This window comes from Proteus myxofaciens ATCC 19692 (genome assembly GCF_001654855.1).
Lineage (GTDB): Bacteria > Pseudomonadota > Gammaproteobacteria > Enterobacterales > Enterobacteriaceae > Proteus > Proteus myxofaciens.
In genome coordinates, this window is sequence record NZ_LXEN01000154.1 from 42,678 (window position 1) to 64,272 (window position 21,595).

Sequence of the window (21,595 nt, forward strand, 5' to 3'; positions counted from 1 at the left end):
ATAGTTGTCATAGTCAGTGCTTAATCGCAGTGAATAATATGTAGGAGCATTTTTTTGTTATTACCTGAATTGCATTTACGATGCTATGCACAAGAAACGGTATCACATCAACACGACAATTTATGGCAGATTATTTTTGGTCTGACAGGCTCGATGGAAGTCAATTTTAATCGGGAAGATTTTCTTATTTCTAATCAAGATTGCCTAATTATTCCTCCTACGGTTAATCATGCTTTTTCTGGGTGTATTGATAATAAAAATCTGATTTTAGAATTACCTGTTACCTCACAATGGCAACTAAGTGAAAAGGGGGGGAAATTCGCTTTATCACCAGCCGCTATCGGCTTATTAGAATGGTTACGCCAATATCCCCAATCCCCAGAAAACTATCCGACGATAACGCGTCTTTTATTAGCTCAAATGAAACAACAAAAATATTGGTATGATGAATTGGATCGTTGGCTAGATAATAAATTACATACCCCGTTAACAACAAAAGATATTGCTATTGCATTTAATACGTCAGCAAGTACTTTACAACGAAAAATAAAAGCAGAGTTTGGTTTATCTGTCATGCAATACGTGACACAAAAACGCCTTATTAAAGCTGCTGAATTACTAAAAGGAAACTGTACCAATACCATTGAGAATATTGCGCTAGCAGTAGGATATGAATCGCACTCGGCATTTAGCCAAGCATTTCGTCAATTTTTTAATAAAAGTCCTACTGAGTATCGAATCACTCAATAATAGAGGATCGTGTTCATGAATAGAGCCGAATTAATAGAGTATATTCAAAATAAATACACTTGTACTGCGGAATACTTGTGGAATAAATACCCTAATTATGTTGTTTTTCGCCATCAGTCTAATTCCAAATGGTTTGCAATTATTATGGATGTTCCATCAAGTAAATTATCTAACGATAGTAATGATAATAAAGAGATATTAGACATTGTTGATGTAAAAGTAGCACCTGAAAATATTGGGTCATTGAGATTACAAGAGGGTTTTTATCCCGCATATCATATGAACAAAGAACATTGGGTGTCTGTATTGCTATCTAAAAAAGTAAGTAAAAATGAAATAAAATTATTAATTGATGACAGTTACCATTTAACTAAATAATAAAATCTTATTGTTTTTAAAAGATTATCTTAACAATTAACGTCGATATAATCGATTGTCAAGCTCAGTAATTGATTGAAAATAGCAGTACGAGTCATTATGAATGACTAGCCAAATTAAACGTAGAAAAAAGTAATATATTGATAGTTATTTGCGCAACTTAAGGATATGTAATTTTTTCTCACTATGATAATATCGCCAATGAGTTACAGCAGTGCACTAGGCGCTTTGTATAATGTGTGCATCTCAGTGTACATAACTTGCAGTGTAAAGTAAGTAAATGCTGTCAACGTATTAAATTTTATAGAAAAAACAATAATACATGTGATCTTGCGTATGGGTCACCACTGTAAATAAGGATTTTAAATGCCTATTATTACTCTTCCTGACGGGAGTCAACGTCAATTCGACAATGCCGTTTCTGTAATGGATGTAGCAGCAGATATCGGCCCTGGTCTCGCAAAAGCATGTATTGCAGGCCGTGTGAATGGTGAGCTGGTAGATGCTTGTGAATTAATCGAACATGATTCAGAGCTTGCTATCATCACCGCAAAAGATGAAGAAGGCCTTGAAATCCTTCGCCATTCATGTGCTCACTTATTAGGGCACGCGATTAAACAACTTTGGCCACAAACCAAAATGGCGATTGGCCCTGTCATCGAAAATGGTTTCTACTACGATGTAGATTTAGACCATTCGTTAACACAGGAAGATTTAGACGCTCTAGAAAAAAGAATGCTAGAGTTGGCAAAAACAGATTATGACGTTATTAAAAAGCGCGTAAGCTGGGCTGAAGCACGTGAAACATTTGTTGCTCGTGGTGAAGACTATAAAGTTGCTATTCTTGATGAAAATATTAGCCAAGATTCACATCCTGCGCTTTATCATCACCAAGAATATGTTGATATGTGTCGTGGTCCTCACGTTCCTAATATGCGTTTCTGCCATAATCTCAAACTACAGAAACTTGCAGGTGCATATTGGCGTGGTAATAGCGACAATAAAATGTTGCAACGTATTTATGGCACAGCTTGGGCTGATAAAAAACAGTTAAAAGCGTATTTAGAACGTCTTGAAGAAGCCGCTAAACGCGATCACCGTAAAATCGGTAAACAACTTGATTTATATCACATGCAAGAAGAAGCGCCGGGTATGGCTTTTTGGCATAATGATGGTTGGACAATTTTCCGCGAATTAGAAACATTTGTGCGCTGTAAATTAAAAGAATATGATTACCAAGAAGTAAAAGGTCCGTTTATGATGGATCGTGTTCTTTGGGAAAAAACAGGTCACTGGGAAAATTACAAAGAGCATATGTTCACAACTTCTTCTGAAAACCGTGAATATTGCATCAAACCAATGAACTGCCCTGGTCACGTACAAATTTTCAAACAAGGACTACGTTCATACCGTGATTTACCGTTACGTATGGCTGAGTTCGGTAGTTGTCACCGTAATGAACCATCAGGTGCATTACATGGTTTAATGCGTGTTCGTGGCTTTACACAAGACGATGCTCACATCTTTTGTACAGAAGATCAGATATTAAGTGAAGTAAATGACTGCATCAAATTGATTTATGATGTATATTCTACTTTCGGATTTGAAAAAATCGTTGTTAAGCTGTCTACTCGTCCTGAAAAGCGTATAGGCGAAGATGCTTTATGGGATGTTGCAGAAGCCGATTTAGCAAAAGCCTTAGTTGATAATAATATTGAATTTGAATATCAACCAGGCGAAGGTGCCTTTTATGGCCCTAAAATTGAATTTACACTTTATGACTGTTTAGATCGTGCATGGCAGTGTGGTACAGTACAGCTGGACTTCTCTCTTCCAGGCCGATTAGGCGCTTCTTATGTAGCTGAAAATAACGAGCGTAAAGTTCCTGTTATGATTCACCGAGCAGTGTTAGGATCGTTAGAACGCTTTATTGGTATTCTGACTGAAGAATACGCAGGATTCTTCCCTACTTGGTTAGCACCACAACAGGTTGTCGTGATGAATATCACGGATGGACAAGCTGATTATGTACAAAAACTCGTCAAAGAATTGCAGAATGTCGGAATTCGTGCAAAAGCGGACTTGAGAAATGAGAAGATTGGCTTTAAAATTCGTGAACACACTCTACGTCGAGTTCCGTATATGCTTGTCTGTGGCGATAAAGAAGTTGAATCAGGCAAAGTAGCGGTTCGTACTCGTCGAGGAAAAGACCTTGGCAGTATCGACGTTAACGAATTTAAAGAAAAACTTCTGCAAGAAATTAGAAGCAGAAGTCTTCATCAGTTGGAGGAATAAGGTATTAAAGGCGGAAAAAGAATTCAATCAACGCGTCAGAATCGTATCAATGGTGAGATTCGCGCTCATGAAGTTCGTTTAACAGGTTTAGAAGGCGAGCAGATTGGAGTTGTTAGTCTGAAAGAGGCTCTTGAGAAAGCCGAGGAAGCAGGTGCTGATTTAGTTGAAATCAGTCCTAATGCCGAGCCGCCGGTTTGTCGTATTATGGACTACGGCAAATTCCTCTATGAGAAAAGTAAGACTCTCAAAGAACAGAAAAAGAAACAAAAAGTTATTCAGGTTAAGGAAGTTAAATTCCGTCCTGGTACAGATGAAGGCGACTATCAGGTCAAACTACGCAACCTGATTCGTTTTCTTGAAGATGGCGATAAAGCTAAAGTAACACTACGTTTTCGTGGTCGTGAAATGGCACACCAACAAATCGGTATGGAAATGCTTAACCGCATCCGTCAAGATTTGGAAGAATTGGCAACTGTCGAATCTTTCCCTAATCGGATTGAAGGTCGTCAAATGATCATGGTGTTAGCGCCTAAGAAGAAATAGTCGGGCAACTCAAGTAATGGCGCCAGCCTTTAATGGCTGGCTGCTATTCGCCTAATTATTTTATATTATTAACAATGCGAAGTGGATTATAGAAATGCCAAAGATTAAAACAGTACGCGGTGCAGCTAAACGCTTTAAAAAAACTGCAGGTGGTGGGTTTAAGCGCAAGAATGCTAATCTCCGTCATATTCTGACTAAAAAATCAACTAAGCGTAAACGTCATTTACGTCCGAAATCTATGGTCTCTAAAGGGGATCTGGGTCTGGTCGTAGCTTGTTTACCATACGCTTAAGTATTATTTTTTTTAACAGAATTTTAGACATTAGGAGTGTTATATGGCTCGCGTTAAACGTGGTGTTGTTGCCCGTGCTCGTCACAAAAAGATTTTAAAGCAAGCTAAAGGTTACTACGGTGCACGTTCTCGTGTATATCGTGTTGCTTTTCAGGCTGTTATCAAAGCTGGTCAATATGCGTACCGTGACCGTCGTCAGAAAAAACGTCAATTCCGTCAACTGTGGATCGCGCGTATCAACGCAGCAGCTCGTCAGAATGGCATGTCTTACAGCCGTTTCATCAATGGATTAAAAAAAGCATCTATTGAAATCGACCGTAAGATCCTGGCAGACATCGCTGTATTCGACAAAGTAGCATTTACTGCTCTTGTTGAAAAAGCGAAAGGTGCTCTGGCTTAAGTTGTAAGTCAATGGAAGAGGGAGTTTTCTCCCTCTTTTATTTTGTCTAAATTTGTGGCTTAATAGTATCAATTCAATAAGTTACTTCTTATAGAGACATTACTCATGTTAAATATCGCTTTTTTCCGCTTCTTTTTTTACTTTAGCGCCTAATCTAGGGGGCTTTGCGCGTAAGAAAAGAAACGAAAAGTAGCGCCTGAGCCTCCTCTTTGGAGGCTTTTTTGTTTTCAGTTCTCTAAAATGGGCAGAAACCAAAAAGGGCAATTTTAATCGTCATCAATGATAACAACTAATAGACCTCATCAGGTCAAAGGAAGAGGAAACGATGCCACATCTCGCTGAACTCGTTGCTCAAGCTAAAGCAGCTATCGAAGAGGCACAGGATGTTGCTGCGCTGGATTCGGTTCGTGTTGAATACTTGGGAAAAAAAGGTCATTTAACGCTTCAGATGTCCACGTTGCGCGACTTACCCGCTGAAGAGCGTCCAGCTGCCGGAGCTGTCATTAATCAGGCTAAACAAGAGGTTCAACAAGCACTGAATTCTCGAAAAGATGAAATGGAATCAGCGGTATTAAACGCACGTTTATCTGCTGAAAAAATTGATGTTTCTTTACCGGGCCGTCGTATTGAAAACGGTGGATTACACCCTGTGACGCGGACTATTGAGCGTATTGAAGCTTTCTTTGGCGAATTGGGCTTTTCAGTAGAGTCTGGGCCTGAAATTGAAGATGACTATCATAATTTTGATGCTTTAAATATCCCCGCTCACCATCCTGCAAGAGCAGATCACGATACTTTCTGGTTTGATGCTAAACGTCTATTGCGTACTCAGACATCGGGTGTGCAAATTCGTACTATGCAAGAAAAACAACCACCAATCCGTATTATTGCACCGGGTCGCGTTTATCGTAACGACTACGACCAAACACATACACCAATGTTTCACCAAATAGAAGGTCTGATTGTTGATAAAGATATTAGCTTTACCAATTTAAAAGGCACATTGCATGATTTTCTGAAAAACTTCTTTGAAGAAGATATGGAAATTCGCTTCCGTCCTTCTTATTTTCCATTTACAGAGCCTTCAGCAGAAGTGGATGTTATGGGTAAAAATGGGAAGTGGCTTGAAGTATTAGGTTGTGGCATGGTTCATCCAAATGTATTACGTAATGTAGGTATCGATCCTGAAATTTATTCTGGATTTGCATTCGGTATGGGTATGGAACGTCTAACCATGTTACGTTACGGTGTCACTGATTTGCGTTCATTCTTTGAAAATGATCTTCGTTTCCTCAAACAGTTTAAATAAGGTGGGATTATCTCATGAAATTCAGTGAACTTTGGTTACGTGAGTGGGTAAACCCAACAATAAGTAGCGAAGAACTTTCAGAACAGCTGACTATGTCAGGCTTAGAAGTCGATGGTATTGACGCCGTCGCGGGTGAATTCCACGGTGTCTATATTGGTGAAGTCGTTGAATGTGGTCAACATCCTAATGCCGATAAACTACGTGTAACAAAAGTGAACGTAGGTGGTGACAGATTATTAGATATCGTTTGTGGTGCACCAAATTGTCGCTTAGGTTTAAAAGTTGCAGTTGCAACCGTTGGTGCTGTTTTACCGGGTAATTTCAAAATTAAAGCGGCTAAATTACGTGGTGAACCTTCAGAAGGAATGCTGTGCTCATTTTCTGAATTAGCAATTTCAGAAAACCATGAAGGTATTATCGAATTGCCAGCTGATGCCCCTGTTGGCATGGATATTCGTGAATACCTAAAACTTGACGATAATGCAATTGAAATCAGCATTACACCAAATAGAGCGGATTGCTTAGGAATTATGGGGGTTGCTCGTGATATCGCGGTGATTAATAAAATGGAATGTCAAGTTCCAGATATGTCACCCGTTGCTGCTACATCTAATGCAACATTCCCTGTACGTGTTGAAGCACCACAAGCTTGTCCTCGTTATTTAGGTCGTGTTTTCACCAATGTTAATGTCAAAGCGAAAACACCATTATGGATGCAAGAAAAACTGCGTCGTGGTGGTATTCGCTCTATTGATCCTATTGTTGATATAACCAACTTCATTTTATTAGAAATGGGGCAACCTCTTCATGCATTCGACCTTGATCATGTTGAAGGTTCTGTTGTTGTTCGCATGGGTAAAGAGGGTGAAAAATTAACATTACTTGATGGCAATGAAATTACATTAAAAGATGACGTTTTAGTTATTGCTGATGAAAAACATGCATTAGGTATGGCAGGTATTTTTGGTGGTGAGTCATCTGGTGTTAACGAAGAAACGAAAAATGTTTTCTTAGAAAGCGCATTTTTCTCACCGTTAGCCATTACAGGACGTGCTCGTCGTTATGGATTACATACAGACGCTTCACATCGTTTTGAGCGTGGTGTCGATTCTGAGCTCCAATATAAGGCAATGGCACGTGCAACTCAGCTTCTGCTTGAGATTTGTGGTGGTGAAGTGGGTGAAATTATCGATGTTACAGATAAATCTCAATTACCAAATATTGCACCTATTAAATTAACGCGCAAAAAATTGGATCGCTTATTAGGTCATGTTATCGATGATGCGCAAGTTCAAGACTCTTTAACTCGTTTAGGCTTCGCTGTAACAGTTGAAAATGATGGCTGGTTAGCGACAGTGCCTTCATGGCGTTTTGATGTACAAATCGAAGAAGATTTGATTGAAGAAGTGGCTCGCATCTACGGTTATAACAATATTCCAGATGTGCCATTACGTGCTGATTTAGTGATGACTCATCATCGTGAGGCTAATTTATCATTAAAACGCGTGAAAACGATGTTAGTGGATAATGGCTTCCAAGAAGCAATCACGTATAGCTTTGTTGATCCAAAAGTACAGCGTTTACTGCATCCAAATGAAGATGCATTAATTCTTCCTAATCCAATTTCAGCTGATATGTCGGCGATGCGTTTGTCATTATTGACCGGATTATTAACAACAGTTGTTTATAATCAAAACCGCCAACAGCCTCGAGTTCGGTTATTTGAAGCGGGTCTGCGTTTTGTTCCTGATAATCAAGCAGAATATGGAATACGCCAAGAACTTATGTTATCAGGCGTCATTGCAGGCAATCGTTATGAAGAACATTGGAATTTAGAGAAGCAAACTGTTGATTTCTTTGATTTGAAAGGTAATATTGAATCAATTCTGGAATTGACAGGCCAGCTAGATCAAATTACATTTAAACAAGCCAACAATCCTGCGCTTCATCCGGGACAAAGTGCTGAGATTTATCTGAGAAATGAATATATTGGCTGTGTTGGTGTTGTTCATCCAGAGCTTGAACGTAAACTTGATTTAAACGGCCGTACGGTAGTATTCGAATTACGTTGGGACGCTATTGCTAATCGTACTTTACCACAAGCAAAAGCTGTTTCTCGTTTTCCTTCGAATCGTAGAGATATCGCTGTAGTTGTTCCGAATGATGTGGCTGCAGAAGATATTTTAGCTGAATGTAAGAAAGTTGGCGGAAATCAAATAGTTGGCATAAACTTATTTGACGTGTATTGTGGTAAGGGAGTAGCAGAGGGCTATAAAAGCCTCGCTATTAGCTTAATCTTGCAGGATATCGAGCATACTCTGGAAGAAGATGAGATTGCTGCAACAGTTAATACCTGTGTGACAGCATTGAAACAGCGATTCCAAGCATCCTTGAGGGACTAGACCTATGGCGCTTACAAAAGCTGAAATGGCAGAAAATTTGTTTGAAAAACTTGGTGTTAGCAAACGCGATGCAAAAGACCTTGTAGAAGCCTTTTTTGAGGAAGTGCGTCGTTCTCTTGAAAATGGGGAACAGGTGAAGCTGTCTGGATTCGGAAACTTTGACCTGCGTGATAAAAATCAGCGCCCAGGTCGTAACCCGAAAACAGGGGAAGATATTCCTATTACAGCTCGTCGTGTTGTTACATTCCGCCCTGGACAAAAATTAAAGAGTCGGGTAGAGAGCGCAACACCTAAAGAATAGTATTATATAACACCCAAAACGGCTTTCTTTAGAAAGCCGTTTTTTTATCTTTAAAGTAAGTAGCATTATTTCATTCATATAATGTGTATAAATAGATGATGTTATAAATAGGCATTGTGTTATTAAGAATATTATTCCTTTATTTCTTTTTTCCTTTTTATTGCTGATATAAAATACGGAATATTGATTATTTAGTAATCAATAAATTGATGGTTAATTATCTTATAGTGGTTTTATATTGGTGTGATAAAAGAGATAGTTTACTAATAAGGAAATAAATGAATAACAATAATCAAAACCTACTTATTCAACTTCAAAAGAAGCAATATATTAGCGATAAAAAAAAATTACTTTTGATGATGTTAATATTATGTTTACTCTTTGTTTTATCTCTTTCAGCAGGAGAAATCTGGCTTTTTCCTAATAAATGGTTGACAGAAGAAGCAACATTATTTGTGTGGCAAATCCGCTTTCCAAGAGTGCTTGCTGTTATGATTGTCGGTGCTAGTTTGGCAATCTCTGGTGCTATCATGCAAGCCTTATTTGAAAACCCCCTAGCAGAACCTGGATTATTAGGCGTGAGTAGTGGTGCAGGGGTTTGTGTTGTTTTATTGATGACCTTAAATATTAATGCAACGTATTGGCTTATATGTATGAGCGCAATACTCGGGGCATTAATGATAACGCTGTTATTACTCTTTTTTGTAAAAATAAGAAATTTTTCCAATGCTCAATTATTATTAATTGGTGTTTCTTTGGGGATTATCGCCAGTGCGTTAATGACGTGGCTTGTTTATTTTAGTTCAGCACTGGATTTAAGGCAGTTAATGTATTGGTTAATGGGAAGCTTTAGCGGTATTGATTGGCGTCAAAAATCACTATTTTTTGCACTTATTCCACTTATCTTTATTCTTATTTGGCAAGCAGATATCCTTAATTCTTTATCGTTAGGAGCATTTAGCGCTAAGCAATTAGGTGTATCTATTAACCTATGGCGAAATAGATTTATATTAGCTATTGGGTTACTCATTGGTCTAAGTGTTGCGCTATCCGGTGCAATTAGTTTTATCGGATTAATTGTGCCACATTTATTACGATTATGCGGTATTACTCATTATAAAATGTTGTTGCCTGCCTGTGCTATTGCTGGTGGTAGTTTATTAATGCTTGCCGATCTCTTATCTCGCTTACTCTTAAATGGTGCAGAAATACCTATTGGTGTTATTACTGCAACTATTGGTGCACCGTTATTTATTTGGCTATTAGCCACAAAAGGATCAGGGCGCTAATTCTATGAGCTTATTGAGATTAAATAATGTCAGCGTAAAAAAAAGGTTATATGCCTTTTCTGAAGAGATCCATTATGGTGAGCGTATACATATTATTGGTGCTAATGGCGCAGGAAAAAGTACTTTATTAATGGCAATATCTGGCGATCTGAGATTTGATGGAGATATCGTTCTAAACGGAATTTCTATAAAACACTATAAATATCGCGATCTTTCTAGAATGCAAAGCATTGTTGTACAACAAATAAATGCTTTGCCATTTATGCCTGTATTTCAATATCTCTTGTTATATCACTCGCTATCAGCAATGAATAACATACGATTGAATGAACTTTTAAAAGACTTTCAAGTCGATAATTTATTAACTAAAAATGTTCAGCATTTATCTGGTGGTGAATGGCAACGGGTAAGAATTGTTGCCGCATTAATACAAGTATGGTCAAGCGATCAATTGAATGGAAAATTACTCCTACTTGATGAACCAACAAATAATCTCGATATCGTTCAATTGGCAATATTAGATAAATGGCTTGATAAATTTTGCCAGCAAGGGGGGGCTGTTATCATGAGCACTCATGATTTACATCATTCCTATATAAAAGCGCATAAAATTTGGCTAATGTTAGAGGGAAAATTAATCAATTCGGGTTCATCTACGTTTTTATTAAATGAAAATTTATTATCATTGATATTTAATGCTAAAATCAGATGCATCAAGAGTAGTAAAAGTATTAATTGGCATGTTTTTACTTAATCAAAGTAATTTGAATAGAACCGTAAAGTATTATTAAGTCTTATTTAAGACTTTCTTAATAAGAACGGGTGCTGAAAAACAGCAAATTGTATATAATTCTTTTTTATTCATTCATTAATTAGGCTACATTTTTATGAGTCATTTTCTTCCATTTTCTCGCCCTGCAATTGGGAATGAAGAGATAAAAGCAGTTGAAGGTGTTTTGCGTTCAGGTTGGATAACAACAGGCCCTCAGAATCATCAGCTAGAGCAGGACTTCTGTGAGAAATTTGGCAGTAAACATGCTATTGCGGTTTGCTCTGCTACCGCAGGCATGCACGTTGTTCTTATGGCAATGGGAATTGGGCCTGATGATGAAGTGATTACTCCATCTCAAACGTGGGTTTCTACTATTAATATCATCACATTGCTAGGTGCTGAACCTGTTATGATTGATGTTGATCGTAATACATTAATGATAAGTGCTGAGGATGTGAAAAAAGCTATTACACCAAGAACTAAAGCGATTATTCCTGTCCATTATGCAGGTGCGCCTTGTGATCTTGATGCATTAAGAGCGATAGCTGATGAAGCAGGTATTCCTCTTATTGAAGATGCGGCTCATGCAATTGGTACTCGCTATAAAGATGAATGGATTGGCGAAAAAGGGACCTCTATTTTTTCTTTTCATGCAATTAAAAATGTAACTTGTGCTGAAGGTGGTCTTGTTGTTACTGATAACGATGAGTTAGCCAATAGAGTACGTTGTTTAAAATTCCACGGTTTAGGTGTTGATGCATTTGATCGCCAAATTCAAGGACGTAAGCCACAAGCTGAAGTTGTTGAGCCTGGCTATAAATACAATTTATCTGATATCCATGCTGCTATTGCGGTTGTACAATTAAGTCGTTTGGATGAGATGAATGCGAAACGAGCAGAATTAGTTGCTCTTTATCGCGAAAAATTAAAAGATTCTCCATTAGAAATGCTAAGTGTTCCTGATTATTCACATTTACATGCAAATCACCTTTTTATGGTAAGAGTTGATGAAAAAGCATGTGGGATTGATCGTGATACTTTTATGGAGAAATTAAAACAAAAAGATATTGGTACCGGTCTTCACTTCCGTGCCGCGCACACACAAAAATATTATCGTGAGCGTTATCCATCCTTATCCCTTCCTCAATCAGAATGGAACTCTGCAACGTTATGCTCGCTGCCTTTGTTTCCTGATATGAGTAATGATGATGTTATTCGCGTTGTAGATGCGATCAATGAAATTCTTTCGGAGCATATCTAGTGTCGACATTTGATAAAATCAACAAAGTTTCTGTTGTTATTCCTGTTTATAATGAAGAGGAAAGTCTTCCTATTCTTTTAGAACGCACGATAAAAAGTTGCAAACAGTTAGAACAAGAGTATGAACTAATCCTTGTTGATGACGGTAGTAGCGATAATTCAGCAAAAATGCTGGTAGAAGCCGCTGAAATTGAAGATAACCATGTTATCGCTATTATTTTAAATCGTAATTATGGGCAACATTCGGCTATTATGGCTGGATTTAATCAAGCAGAAGGTGATCTTGTGATTACACTCGATGCTGATTTACAAAATCCACCAGAAGAGATTCCTCGCTTAGTGAAAACAGCAGAAGAGGGATATGATGTAGTTGGAACTCGTCGCCGTAATCGCCAAGATTCCTGGTTTCGTAAAACTGCCTCAAAAATGATTAACGCGATGATCACCAAAGCGACAGGTCGTTCAATGGGCGATTATGGCTGTATGCTAAGAGCTTATCGTCGTCATATCGTTGATGCGATGCTGCAATGTCATGAGCGCAGTACATTTATACCTATTCTTGCCAATACCTTTGCTCGTCGTACTATCGAAATTGAAGTTGCCCATGCAGAACGTGAATATGGTGACTCCAAATATAGCTTCTTAAAGCTAATTAACTTGATGTATGACTTATTGACTTGCTTGACTACTGCGCCTTTACGTTTATTAAGCGTGGTAGGTAGTGTGGTTGCTATTGCCGGATTTTTATTAGCTGTTTTATTGATCGTACTACGTCTTATTTTTGGTGCGATGTGGGCAGCAGAAGGCGTATTCACACTCTTTGCTATCTTATTTATGTTTATCGGTGCGCAGTTCGTTGCAATGGGCCTATTAGGTGAATATATAGGCCGAATTTATAATGATGTAAGAGCGCGTCCTCGGTATTTTATCCAAAAAGTGGTTGGTGTTAAAAAACCCAACGAAAATCAGGAAAAAAACTAATGAAAGCAATAGTATTTGCCTATCATGACATTGGCTGTGTCGGTTTAAAAGCACTTGAAAAAGCAGGCTATGATGTTCAAGCTGTATTTACTCATACTGACGATCCTAATGAAAATCATTTCTTCTCATCTGTAGCACGCGTTAGTGCGGAAATGGGGTTGACTGTATTTGCACCAGAAAACGTCAATCATCCTCTATGGATTGAGCGTATTCGTGAAATGAAGCCTGATGTTATTTTCTCTTTCTACTATCGTAATATGTTAAGTGAAGAGATCCTGAATTTAGCACCTAAAGGTGCATTCAATTTACACGGCTCTTTATTACCAAAATATCGTGGTCGTGCGCCAATTAATTGGGCGATTGTGAATGGTGAAGCACAAACAGGTGTCACCTTACATAAAATGACTGCAAAAGCAGATGCAGGTGATATTGTTGCTCAAGAAAAAGTAACAATTGAAGATAACGATACTTCTCTTATTTTACATGAAAAAGTCAGAGAAGCGGCAAGAACTCTTCTTGATAATACATTACCGCATATTGCTTCAGGACATTATTCAACAACAGCCCAAGATGAAAGCCAAGCGACTTACTTTGGTCGCCGTCGTGCTGAAGATGGTTTAATTGATTGGAATGCAGATGCTAAATCTGTTCACAATTTAGTTCGCGCTGTGACAGAACCGTATCCAGGTGCATTTACTTTCTTAGGTGAGCGTAAGATGACTATCTGGCGTTCACGTCCTGTTGCTGATAACCAAGGTAAACGCCCTGGTACTGTAATTTCAACTGAGCCTTTAGTGATTGCATGTGCACAGGGTGCGATTGAAGTTGTAACGGGTCAAAGCGAAAACGGTTTATATGTTCAAGGTAGTCGCTTAGCGACTGAAATGGGCATTGTGACTGATGTTCGTGTAGGGCCTAAAGCAACAGCACAAGTAAAACGCCGTCAACGCGTATTAATCTTAGGTGTGAATGGTTTTATCGGTAACCACTTAACAGAACGTCTGTTAAAAGATGACAATTATGATATCTATGGTATGGATATCGGTTCTTCTGCTATCGAACGCTTTATTGGTAATCCTCGTTTCCACTTTATCGAAGGTGATGTAAGCATTCATACTGAATGGATTGAATACCACATTAAAAAATGTGATGTCATTCTGCCATTAGTTGCCATTGCAACGCCGATTGAATATACCCGTAATCCATTACGCGTATTCGAATTAGACTTTGAAGAAAACTTAAAAATTGTTCGCTATTGTGTTAAATACAATAAACGTATTATTTTCCCATCCACATCAGAAGTTTACGGAATGTGTGATGATAAAGAATTCGACGAAGATAACTCACGTTTAATCGTTGGTCCAATCAACAAGCAACGTTGGATTTACTCTGTGTCTAAACAGCTATTAGACAGAGTAATCTGGGCTTATGGCGCAAAAGAAGGCTTGAAATTCACGTTATTCCGTCCATTTAACTGGATGGGACCACGTCTTGACAACTTAAATTCAGCTCGTATTGGTAGTTCACGTGCAATTACTCAGCTCATTCTTAACTTAGTTGAAGGTTCACCAATTAAGCTGGTAGATGGTGGTGAGCAAAAACGTTGTTTCACAGATATTAATGACGGTATTGAAGCGTTATTCCGTATCATTGAAAACCGTGATAATAAATGTGATGGACAGATCATCAATATTGGTAACCCAACTAACGAAGCAAGTATTCGTGAATTAGCAGAAATGTTATTAGATTGCTTTGAAAAACATGAGTTACGTGATCAATTCCCTCCATTTGCAGGCTTTAAGAAAATCGAAAGTAGCAGTTACTACGGTAAAGGTTACCAAGATGTTGAACACCGCAAGCCAAGTATTAAAAATGCAGAGCGTTTATTAGATTGGAAACCAACCATCGAAACACGTCAAACTGTAGAAGAAACATTAGATTTCTTCTTACGTGGTGCAGTTGAAGAGTTAGGTAACAAATAATGAAGAAAGTTGGCTTGAGAGTCGATGTGGATACGTTTCAAGGTACTAAAGAAGGTATTCCACAATTGCTAGCTGTTTTTGCTAAGCATAACATTCAGGCCAGCTTTTTCTTCAGTGTCGGTCCAGATAATATGGGGCGTCATTTATGGCGCCTTTTAAGACCGAAATTTCTGTGGAAAATGCTGAGATCGAATGCAGCATCGCTCTATGGGTTAGATATTTTATTAGCTGGAACTGCATGGCCAGGTAAGAAAATCGCTCAACATTTAGGCTATTTGATAAAGCAAACCCAAGACGCAGGGCATGAAGTTGGATTACATTCATGGGATCATCAAGGCTGGCAAGCAAAAGTGGATCGTTGGTCAACACAAGAATTAACGCAACAAGTTCAATTAGGTGTCGATGCACTAGAAAAAGCGTTAAGCCAACCTGTTAAATGTTCTGCTGTTGCAGGATGGCGGGCCAATGAGCGCGTAATCGCTATTAAAGAGAATTTTCATTTTGCTTATAACAGTGATTGTCGAGGGACTCATCCTTTCAGACCTGTTTTAGCAAATGGTTCTATCGGTACGGTGCAAATTCCAGTAACATTACCCACTTATGATGAAGTCGTTGGAACTAAAGTAAAGGATGAAGATTTTAATCAATTTATTATTGATGAAATCAAAAAAGATTCAGGTGTACCTGTTTATACTATCCATACTGAAGTTGAAGGCATGTCAAAAGCCGCTCAATTTGAACAATTATTGGCAATGATTGCAGATGAAGGCATTGAATTTTGCCCGTTGAGCGATTTATTACCACAAGATTTAGAAACGCTTCCACTAGGTAAAGTTGTTGAATCTAACTTTCCTGGTCGAGAAGGCTGGTTAGGGTGCCAACAAGAGGTATAACGAAACTATGTTAAATAACCGGGCGAGTAAAATCGGGGCCATACTCTTGGCTCTTTTTTTTGTTCTAACCTACTTATTTCCATTGAACAGCCGGTTATTATGGCAACCTGATGAAACACGTTATGCGGAAATCAGTCGCGAAATGGTGGTTAGTGGCAACTGGATTGTTCCTCATATGCTTGATATTCGCTATTTTGAAAAACCTGTTGCGGGTTATTGGATAAACAATATTAGCCAATTAATGTTTGGGCATACCAATTTCGCGGTTAGATTCGGTTCCGTTATTTCTATTTTATTAAGTACACTGCTCGTTTATTTATTAGCAAGAATGATGTGGCGTAATCGCCAGATTGCATTTGTTTCAAGCTTAATTTATTTATCCATGTTTTTAGTGTTTAGCGTAGGCACATACAGTGTTCTTGACCCTATGTTAACACTTTGGATTACTGCAAGTATGGTCTGTTGTTTTTGGGCGCTTAAAGCAACGACGGTCAAATCACGGATTTTAGCGTGGTTAGCGCTTGGATTAGCCTGTGGTATGGCGTTTATGACGAAAGGTTTTTTAGCTTTAGCCATACCTGTTATTGTGATGATACCCATCACGCTTTACCAAAAACAATTTACACAAATGCTACTCTATGGCTTATTAGCAGTAATAAGTGCAGCACTAATCAGCCTGCCTTGGGTACTTGCTGTACATAGAGCAGAGCCTGATTATTGGCATTATTTCTTCTGGGTTGAACATATTCAGCGTTTTTCTGGTGATGATGCCCAACATAAGGCACCTTTTTGGTATTACATTCCTATCATTATTTTGGGTGTTATTCCATGGTTGGGATTATTACCCGGTGCATTAATAAATGCTTGGAAGAAAAAACGTAAGCGCCCTGAGCTCTTTTTCCTTTTCTGCTGGTTTGTTGTGCCGTTTCTCTTTTTTAGTATCGCAAAAGGAAAATTGCCAACCTACATGTTGCCATTTATGGCACCGCTTGCGATGTTAATGGCAAAATATGGTGTTGATAGTGCTCGTAAATTTAAAATGAGAGCATTAAAAATTAACGGCTATATTAATATTTTTATTGGTGTTGCTGCGGTTGTTGCATTACTTTTTATCCAATTAGTTTCTTCTAAACCTATTTACATGCCTTATGAATGGTCTAAATGGGTACTGGCGATAGTTGCTTTCTCATTGTGGGGTATCATTGGCTATCTTTGTTCAACACTAAATGGTAAACATTGGCTATGGGCGGCGTCTTGCTCTTTAGGTATAAGTTTATGCATTGGGCAAGCTATTCCGGGTAATAGTGTTGATGGCAAACTGCCACAAGAGTTTATTCGCCAAAATATAGATACTCTTAATGCTAGCCAATATATTGTTAGTAATAGTGTTGGATTAGGCGCTGGGCTTGCATGGGAATTACAACGTAGTGATATTTATCTTTATGAAAGAACGGGGGAATTAACTTATGGTGTTGACTACCCTGATTCAAAAGATAGATTAATTACGAATGAGGATTTTACACAATGGTTAGAACAAGCCAGAAAAAAAGGCAATGTTTCTCTTGTGATAAGTTTTAAAGAACCCTCAAGATTAGCCCAATTTCCACGTCCTGAAGAGCTGGTAACAAATGGTCGAACAGCAATATTAACGTATGAGAAGCGTCAATAATGTCCTTTGTCCTATTGCTGATCGTTAGTTTATTAACCTGTATTGGTCAAGTCTGCCAAAAACAGGCGGTTGTCAGTTGGCAAAGTGGTGTAGCAACAAAAGCCAGAAAAACAATTTTCTGGCTAATTACCGCCATCGCTATGCTAGGTTTTGGTATGCTATTTTGGTTACGCTTACTGCAAATTTTGCCTTTAAGTATTGCTTATCCAATGTTAAGTGTGAACTTTATTGTTGTGACCCTTATTGGTCAATTTCTTTATAAAGAGCCTGTAAATAGTAAACATTGGATTGGTATTGGGTCTATTATGCTAGGTATTTTCCTAATGAGTATGCAGTCATGAGAGGCTATTTTTGGGCGATTGCAAGTGCGTTATTAGTTACTGCAGCTCAGTTACTATTGAAAGTAGGCATGTCATCATTACCTGATTTGAAGCTTGAGAAACAATGGCTTGATATTATGTGGCTGTGGGAAAATATCACACCACTTAGCATTGTTTTCTTAGGGCTTGTAGGATACGTCCTTTCAATGGTGTGTTGGCTATTGACATTGCGCACTATACCTTTAAATAAGGCTTATCCTTTAATAAGTCTCAGCTATGTATTCGTTTATATTCTTGCTGTTGCGATACCATGGTTTCAAGAATCACTTTCATGGCATAAATCGTTAGGCATTGTTTTCATTATGATAGGTGTTTGGCTGATTAGCCAAAAATCACAAACAAATAAAGTGGGACATTAAAAGGGTTATTTTGTTGCTTGATTGATGTGGAAGTCGTGTATCTGTCAGATAGTTTAGCGAAAGGTATTATATATTGTTCCATTTAAAATCATTACTGCTGATGACCATGACTGTTTTATTAAGTGGCTGCTTGGGTGTATCGCCTTATGGTGGACTTGTTTATCTTTCACCAATGGATGTGGTGAATATTAATCAAGAAAGAAATGCAGAACTTCAGGAATATTATTCTAATCATCAATCTATCATATTAAAAACAGAAATTACCTTAACACAAGATGATCTTTTACAGGCACCCCATAAAGTAGGGAATATTGAGTTAACTTTGCCTAATGATGAAGAATATAACGCGTATTTACAGCTTGAATACCGTGATAATACAAGATACAAGATTGAGTCTAAAATAGATTTAGTTGTGAGTAATCAAAATAATATAGTGCCTTTAATTGATTATGGGAAAATAGATAATCGCTATTCAGATTACCAATTATATTCAATTAAACTCCAAGTTTTTATTGGAGAAAACCAGCGCCCTAATATATTGGTATTGATCGATAAGCAACCTTATCAAATATCGTGCCACATTGACGACCGATTCTTTCAGAAAAATAAGCGTTTTGATACTGTTTTATCGCTAAAAGCTAAATTAAACATAGAAAGTGATTATCCTAAAAAAATTGAAATAAATTGTGATTAGATAAAAATCCACATCTTCTTTACATCGAATAGCTTGTTTTTATTCACAAATACAGATAGATTTAAAAATAATTGTGTCTAATAACAGGGTTGTCTAATGATAAAATCTATTTTTTATCCTTTCTTGCTCTGCATAATATTGCTGGCAGGGTGTTCCTCTGGCCCTTCTAAGCACTTGCCACCACCTCCGCCTTTAAAAACACAACTTTCAGATCCTATTATGGTGATAGTGCAATTAAAGTCTCAATTAGAGCAATGGTATGGCACACCTTACCGTTATGGTGGTATGAGTAATTCAGGTATTGATTGCTCAGGTTTTGTCTATAAAACATATAGTGACCGTTTTGATATTCAACTCCCTAGAATGACGATAGATCAGACTAAATATGGTACACAAATTAATAAAAGCGATTTAATGCCTGGGGATTTAGTTTTCTTTAAAACAGGCGGTGGTGAAAATGGGCTTCATGTTGGTATTTATGATACTGATAATAACTTTATTCATGCTTCCACCAGTAAAGGTGTTATTCGTTCATCTCTTGATAATGTGTATTGGAAAAAAACGTTTTGGCAAGCAAGGCGTTTATAACCCGGTTTTTATAAAATAAATGAATAAATAACCGATCTTTACTCATTGTATTTTAGTGCTATAAAAGCGCTAACCAACTGAGAATTATGGTATCTTAGTCATTATTTTCTTCTTGTAGGTGAGCCTTATGCCCAGCAAATTGCGTCTATTGATTTCTGATTCTTACGATCCTTGGTTTAACCTTGCTGTTGAAGAATGTATTTTTAGACAGATGCCAGCAGATCAGCGTGTACTCTTTCTTTGGCGTAATGATAATACTGTTGTGATTGGTCGTGCTCAAAACCCATGGAAAGAATGTAATACACGTAAAATGGAACAAGACGGTGTAAAACTCGCACGTCGTTCAAGTGGTGGTGGTGCTGTTTTTCACGATTTAGGTAATACCTGTTTTACGTTTATGGCGGGTAAACCTGAATATAATAAAACTATCTCAACTCAAATTATTTTAGATGGTTTATTGAAAGCAGGTATTCCTGCAACAGCATCAGGTCGTAATGATCTTGTTGTGCCTCAAGCGGATGGAGAGAGAAAAATCTCAGGCTCTGCTTATAAAGAGACAAAAGACAGAGGCTTCCATCATGGCACATTATTAATTAACGCTGATTTATCTCGTCTTGCTAACTATCTCAATCCGGATCCTAAAAAACTTCAAGCAAAAGGTATTGCTTCAGTTCGCTCTCGTGTTGCGAATATTATTGAATTGAAACCTGATATTAATCATCAAATACTATGTGACGCGATTATAGAGAGCTTTTTTGAATATTATGGTGAAGAGGTGAAAGCAGAAGTGATTTCACCACAAGAATTGCCTGACTTACCAGGATTTGAAGAAACATTTGCTAAACAAAGTAGTTGGGAATGGAATTTTGGCCAAGCTCCTGCATTTTCACATCTTTTAGATAATCGCTTTAAATGGGGTGGGGTTGAACTTCATTTTGATATAGAGCGAGGTAATATTATTCGCAGTCAAATTTATACTGATAGTTTAGATCCCGCACCTTTAGAGCGATTTTCAACATTATTGATTGGTGCTCGTTACTCACCCGATACACTAAAAGCATTAAGCCAACAATTAAAGAATGAATTTCCAAATAATCAAGAGCTTAATGAGTTTCAAGAATGGCTTGTTACAGCGATTTCTTAAGATAAATAACACTATTACTATTAATTGTGCTATTGACGAAAAGCTGCACCTAAAGTGGTTATCTTCCCACTTTTAAGGTGCAGTTCTAAACATGAGATTTTTGTAAATAGTAATAAACTAAAATATTAGCAGTTTTCGCATGACATAAAATTATGAGTGTCAGGCAATTTACCATTTTCTCTAAATTTAGCTGGAGTAGTATTAAAATGTTTTTTAAAGATACGGGTAAATGTTGCTTGAGAACTAAAGCCATACATTAACGCAATATCTAATATAGACATTTCGTTTGCTTGTAATGATTTTGCAGCTTCTAATAAGCGGCGTTTACGAACGTATTCACCTAATGTACAGCCTTTAAAATCTTTAAAAATACGCTGCAAGTGCCATTTAGAATAGCCACTTTTATTTGCAATAGTATCTATCTTTATCCCTTCGTTACGTTGTAACTGGGTTTCTAACCATTTCAGAATATCATTAACGACATTTTCAGCCATAAAACCTCCCACAAATAAGGTGGGGACACAGTGCCCAATTAATAAAATAGTAACGTATGTTATTTGTAACCTATTTTAAGGATGTGGGAAATAACAGGTAGGCAAAAAATGCTATTTGTTATTGATAATCATTATCAAATATATAGGCCAAAGTAATAAATAGCGGTAAGTAAATAGTTTTTTAAATCATTTAATATAAAATACTATATTGATACGGTTAATAATATACTGAATTTACTGGACTATTATATAAAAAAGTAAATCTGTTATATGTTATATTTTTATGATTGTTATATTTTTTTATAAAAATTAAGTATAACAATGAAATATCCTGATAATTTATCTGCTTATTTTATTTTCAGAAGATAAATTATTAATTAGATAAATTAATGTTTTTTAGTGGTACTACGTGGGTTGATT

The 21,595-nt window shown here is 37.4% G+C and carries 22 protein-coding genes and 1 other annotated feature; of the genes, 21 read left to right on the forward strand and 1 reads right to left on the reverse strand.

The features are described 5' to 3' along the window. The first annotated feature begins 54 nt into the window (after window positions 1-54). The 21 genes from M983_RS15520 (at window position 55) to lplA (ending at window position 20,681) form a co-directional block, all read left to right on the forward strand. Window positions 55-750 (forward strand): AraC family transcriptional regulator, encoded by a 696-nt coding sequence (locus tag M983_RS15520; RefSeq protein ID WP_066753027.1) that lies wholly within the window; start codon window positions 55-57, stop codon window positions 748-750. 15 nt (window positions 751-765) lie between these two features. Beyond that, a complete protein-coding gene (locus M983_RS15525; RefSeq protein ID WP_066753030.1) occupies window positions 766-1,128 on the forward strand; it encodes an MmcQ/YjbR family DNA-binding protein in 363 nt (120 codons plus the stop codon). A 366-nt stretch (window positions 1,129-1,494) separates the two neighbouring features. Beyond that, a complete protein-coding gene (thrS, locus tag M983_RS15530; RefSeq protein WP_066753033.1) occupies window positions 1,495-3,423 on the forward strand; it encodes a threonine--tRNA ligase in 1,929 nt (642 codons plus the stop codon). 3 nt (window positions 3,424-3,426) lie between these two features. Continuing rightward, the gene (gene infC / locus M983_RS17170; RefSeq protein ID WP_074388191.1) at window positions 3,427-3,966 is read left to right on the forward strand and encodes a translation initiation factor IF-3; all 540 of its coding nucleotides are present in this window, start codon (window positions 3,427-3,429) and stop codon (window positions 3,964-3,966) included. Window positions 3,967-4,060: 94 nt separating this feature from the next. Then, window positions 4,061-4,258, forward strand: a complete 198-nt coding sequence (gene rpmI / locus M983_RS15540) for a 50S ribosomal protein L35 (RefSeq protein WP_066753039.1) — start codon at window positions 4,061-4,063, stop codon at window positions 4,256-4,258. Between the two features lie 43 nt (window positions 4,259-4,301). Next, window positions 4,302-4,658, forward strand: a complete 357-nt coding sequence (rplT, locus tag M983_RS15545) for a 50S ribosomal protein L20 (RefSeq protein ID WP_066753042.1) — start codon at window positions 4,302-4,304, stop codon at window positions 4,656-4,658. Window positions 4,659-4,762: 104 nt separating this feature from the next. Next, window positions 4,763-4,884 (forward strand) — a sequence feature (Phe leader region). Window positions 4,885-4,983: 99 nt separating this feature from the next. Continuing rightward, window positions 4,984-5,967 carry a phenylalanine--tRNA ligase subunit alpha gene (pheS, locus tag M983_RS15550; RefSeq protein ID WP_066753045.1) on the forward strand — a complete coding sequence of 328 codons (984 nt, stop codon included), beginning with the start codon at window positions 4,984-4,986 and terminating at the stop codon, window positions 5,965-5,967. A gap of 14 nt (window positions 5,968-5,981) precedes the next feature. Further along, entirely contained in the window at window positions 5,982-8,369 is a 2,388-nt protein-coding gene (pheT, locus tag M983_RS15555; protein WP_066753048.1) for a phenylalanine--tRNA ligase subunit beta, read from the forward strand. Window positions 8,370-8,373: 4 nt separating this feature from the next. Then, window positions 8,374-8,670: an integration host factor subunit alpha gene (gene ihfA, locus M983_RS15560; RefSeq protein ID WP_036937394.1), complete on the forward strand. Its 297-nt coding sequence runs from the start codon at window positions 8,374-8,376 to the stop codon at window positions 8,668-8,670. Window positions 8,671-8,948: 278 nt separating this feature from the next. Beyond that, window positions 8,949-9,959: a vitamin B12 ABC transporter permease BtuC gene (btuC, locus tag M983_RS15565; RefSeq protein ID WP_066753051.1), complete on the forward strand. Its 1,011-nt coding sequence runs from the start codon at window positions 8,949-8,951 to the stop codon at window positions 9,957-9,959. A gap of 4 nt (window positions 9,960-9,963) precedes the next feature. Next, complete coding sequence (locus M983_RS15570) at window positions 9,964-10,713, forward strand: vitamin B12 ABC transporter ATP-binding protein BtuD (RefSeq protein ID WP_066753055.1); 750 nt, start codon at window positions 9,964-9,966, stop codon at window positions 10,711-10,713. Window positions 10,714-10,846: 133 nt separating this feature from the next. Further along, window positions 10,847-11,992 (forward strand): UDP-4-amino-4-deoxy-L-arabinose aminotransferase, encoded by a 1,146-nt coding sequence (arnB, locus tag M983_RS15575; protein WP_066753058.1) that lies wholly within the window; start codon window positions 10,847-10,849, stop codon window positions 11,990-11,992. Then, on the forward strand, window positions 11,992-12,972 hold the full coding sequence (arnC, locus tag M983_RS15580; RefSeq protein WP_066753061.1) for an undecaprenyl-phosphate 4-deoxy-4-formamido-L-arabinose transferase: 981 nt from the start codon (window positions 11,992-11,994) through the stop codon (window positions 12,970-12,972). The genes arnB and arnC overlap by 1 nt, the downstream gene beginning before the upstream one ends. Continuing rightward, window positions 12,972-14,954 (forward strand): bifunctional UDP-4-amino-4-deoxy-L-arabinose formyltransferase/UDP-glucuronic acid oxidase ArnA, encoded by a 1,983-nt coding sequence (gene arnA, locus M983_RS15585; protein ID WP_066753064.1) that lies wholly within the window; start codon window positions 12,972-12,974, stop codon window positions 14,952-14,954. Before arnC ends, arnA begins: the two co-directional genes overlap by 1 nt. Beyond that, window positions 14,954-15,847 (forward strand): 4-deoxy-4-formamido-L-arabinose-phosphoundecaprenol deformylase, encoded by an 894-nt coding sequence (arnD, locus tag M983_RS15590; protein WP_066753067.1) that lies wholly within the window; start codon window positions 14,954-14,956, stop codon window positions 15,845-15,847. The genes arnA and arnD overlap by 1 nt, the downstream gene beginning before the upstream one ends. A 7-nt stretch (window positions 15,848-15,854) precedes the next feature. Further along, a complete protein-coding gene (arnT, locus tag M983_RS15595) occupies window positions 15,855-17,516 on the forward strand; it encodes a lipid IV(A) 4-amino-4-deoxy-L-arabinosyltransferase (RefSeq protein ID WP_066753070.1) in 1,662 nt (553 codons plus the stop codon). Then, a complete protein-coding gene (gene arnE / locus M983_RS15600; RefSeq protein WP_066753073.1) occupies window positions 17,516-17,857 on the forward strand; it encodes a 4-amino-4-deoxy-L-arabinose-phosphoundecaprenol flippase subunit ArnE in 342 nt (113 codons plus the stop codon). The genes arnT and arnE overlap by 1 nt, the downstream gene beginning before the upstream one ends. Further along, complete coding sequence (gene arnF, locus M983_RS15605; protein WP_066753076.1) at window positions 17,854-18,255, forward strand: 4-amino-4-deoxy-L-arabinose-phosphoundecaprenol flippase subunit ArnF; 402 nt, start codon at window positions 17,854-17,856, stop codon at window positions 18,253-18,255. The genes arnE and arnF overlap by 4 nt, the downstream gene beginning before the upstream one ends. Before the next feature lie 73 nt (window positions 18,256-18,328). Beyond that, window positions 18,329-18,949 carry a hypothetical protein gene (locus M983_RS15610; protein ID WP_167348693.1) on the forward strand — a complete coding sequence of 207 codons (621 nt, stop codon included), beginning with the start codon at window positions 18,329-18,331 and terminating at the stop codon, window positions 18,947-18,949. A gap of 96 nt (window positions 18,950-19,045) precedes the next feature. Then, window positions 19,046-19,537 carry a C40 family peptidase gene (locus M983_RS15615; RefSeq protein ID WP_066753081.1) on the forward strand — a complete coding sequence of 164 codons (492 nt, stop codon included), beginning with the start codon at window positions 19,046-19,048 and terminating at the stop codon, window positions 19,535-19,537. Window positions 19,538-19,664: 127 nt separating this feature from the next. After that, window positions 19,665-20,681, forward strand: coding sequence for a lipoate--protein ligase (gene lplA, locus M983_RS15620; protein ID WP_066753084.1), 1,017 nt, complete (start codon window positions 19,665-19,667; stop codon window positions 20,679-20,681). A 125-nt stretch (window positions 20,682-20,806) separates the two neighbouring features. On the opposite strand, the gene M983_RS15625 is transcribed toward lplA, so the two are convergent. Next, the gene (locus M983_RS15625) at window positions 20,807-21,175 is read right to left on the reverse strand and encodes a helix-turn-helix domain-containing protein (protein WP_066753087.1); all 369 of its coding nucleotides are present in this window, start codon (window positions 21,173-21,175) and stop codon (window positions 20,807-20,809) included. Window positions 21,176-21,595: the final 420 nt, after the last annotated feature.

What these genes read in the sequence shown, in the direction of transcription:
- M983_RS15525 (WP_066753030.1), top strand. Translation starts at nt 766, where the DNA reads ATGAATAGAGCCGAATTAATAGAGTATATTCAAAATAAATACACTTGT.
- thrS (WP_066753033.1), top strand. Translation starts at nt 1,495, where the DNA reads ATGCCTATTATTACTCTTCCTGACGGGAGTCAACGTCAATTCGACAAT.
- rpmI (WP_066753039.1), top strand. Translation starts at nt 4,061, where the DNA reads ATGCCAAAGATTAAAACAGTACGCGGTGCAGCTAAACGCTTTAAAAAA.
- rplT (WP_066753042.1), top strand. Translation starts at nt 4,302, where the DNA reads ATGGCTCGCGTTAAACGTGGTGTTGTTGCCCGTGCTCGTCACAAAAAG.
- pheS (WP_066753045.1), top strand. Translation starts at nt 4,984, where the DNA reads ATGCCACATCTCGCTGAACTCGTTGCTCAAGCTAAAGCAGCTATCGAA.
- pheT (WP_066753048.1), top strand. Translation starts at nt 5,982, where the DNA reads ATGAAATTCAGTGAACTTTGGTTACGTGAGTGGGTAAACCCAACAATA.
- ihfA (WP_036937394.1), top strand. Translation starts at nt 8,374, where the DNA reads ATGGCGCTTACAAAAGCTGAAATGGCAGAAAATTTGTTTGAAAAACTT.
- btuC (WP_066753051.1), top strand. Translation starts at nt 8,949, where the DNA reads ATGAATAACAATAATCAAAACCTACTTATTCAACTTCAAAAGAAGCAA.
- M983_RS15570 (WP_066753055.1), top strand. Translation starts at nt 9,964, where the DNA reads ATGAGCTTATTGAGATTAAATAATGTCAGCGTAAAAAAAAGGTTATAT.
- arnB (WP_066753058.1), top strand. Translation starts at nt 10,847, where the DNA reads ATGAGTCATTTTCTTCCATTTTCTCGCCCTGCAATTGGGAATGAAGAG.
- arnA (WP_066753064.1), top strand. Translation starts at nt 12,972, where the DNA reads ATGAAAGCAATAGTATTTGCCTATCATGACATTGGCTGTGTCGGTTTA.
- arnD (WP_066753067.1), top strand. Translation starts at nt 14,954, where the DNA reads ATGAAGAAAGTTGGCTTGAGAGTCGATGTGGATACGTTTCAAGGTACT.
- arnT (WP_066753070.1), top strand. Translation starts at nt 15,855, where the DNA reads ATGTTAAATAACCGGGCGAGTAAAATCGGGGCCATACTCTTGGCTCTT.
- arnE (WP_066753073.1), top strand. Translation starts at nt 17,516, where the DNA reads ATGTCCTTTGTCCTATTGCTGATCGTTAGTTTATTAACCTGTATTGGT.
- arnF (WP_066753076.1), top strand. Translation starts at nt 17,854, where the DNA reads ATGAGAGGCTATTTTTGGGCGATTGCAAGTGCGTTATTAGTTACTGCA.
- M983_RS15615 (WP_066753081.1), top strand. Translation starts at nt 19,046, where the DNA reads ATGATAAAATCTATTTTTTATCCTTTCTTGCTCTGCATAATATTGCTG.
- lplA (WP_066753084.1), top strand. Translation starts at nt 19,665, where the DNA reads ATGCCCAGCAAATTGCGTCTATTGATTTCTGATTCTTACGATCCTTGG.
- M983_RS15625 (WP_066753087.1), bottom strand. Translation starts at nt 21,175, where the DNA reads ATGGCTGAAAATGTCGTTAATGATATTCTGAAATGGTTAGAAACCCAG.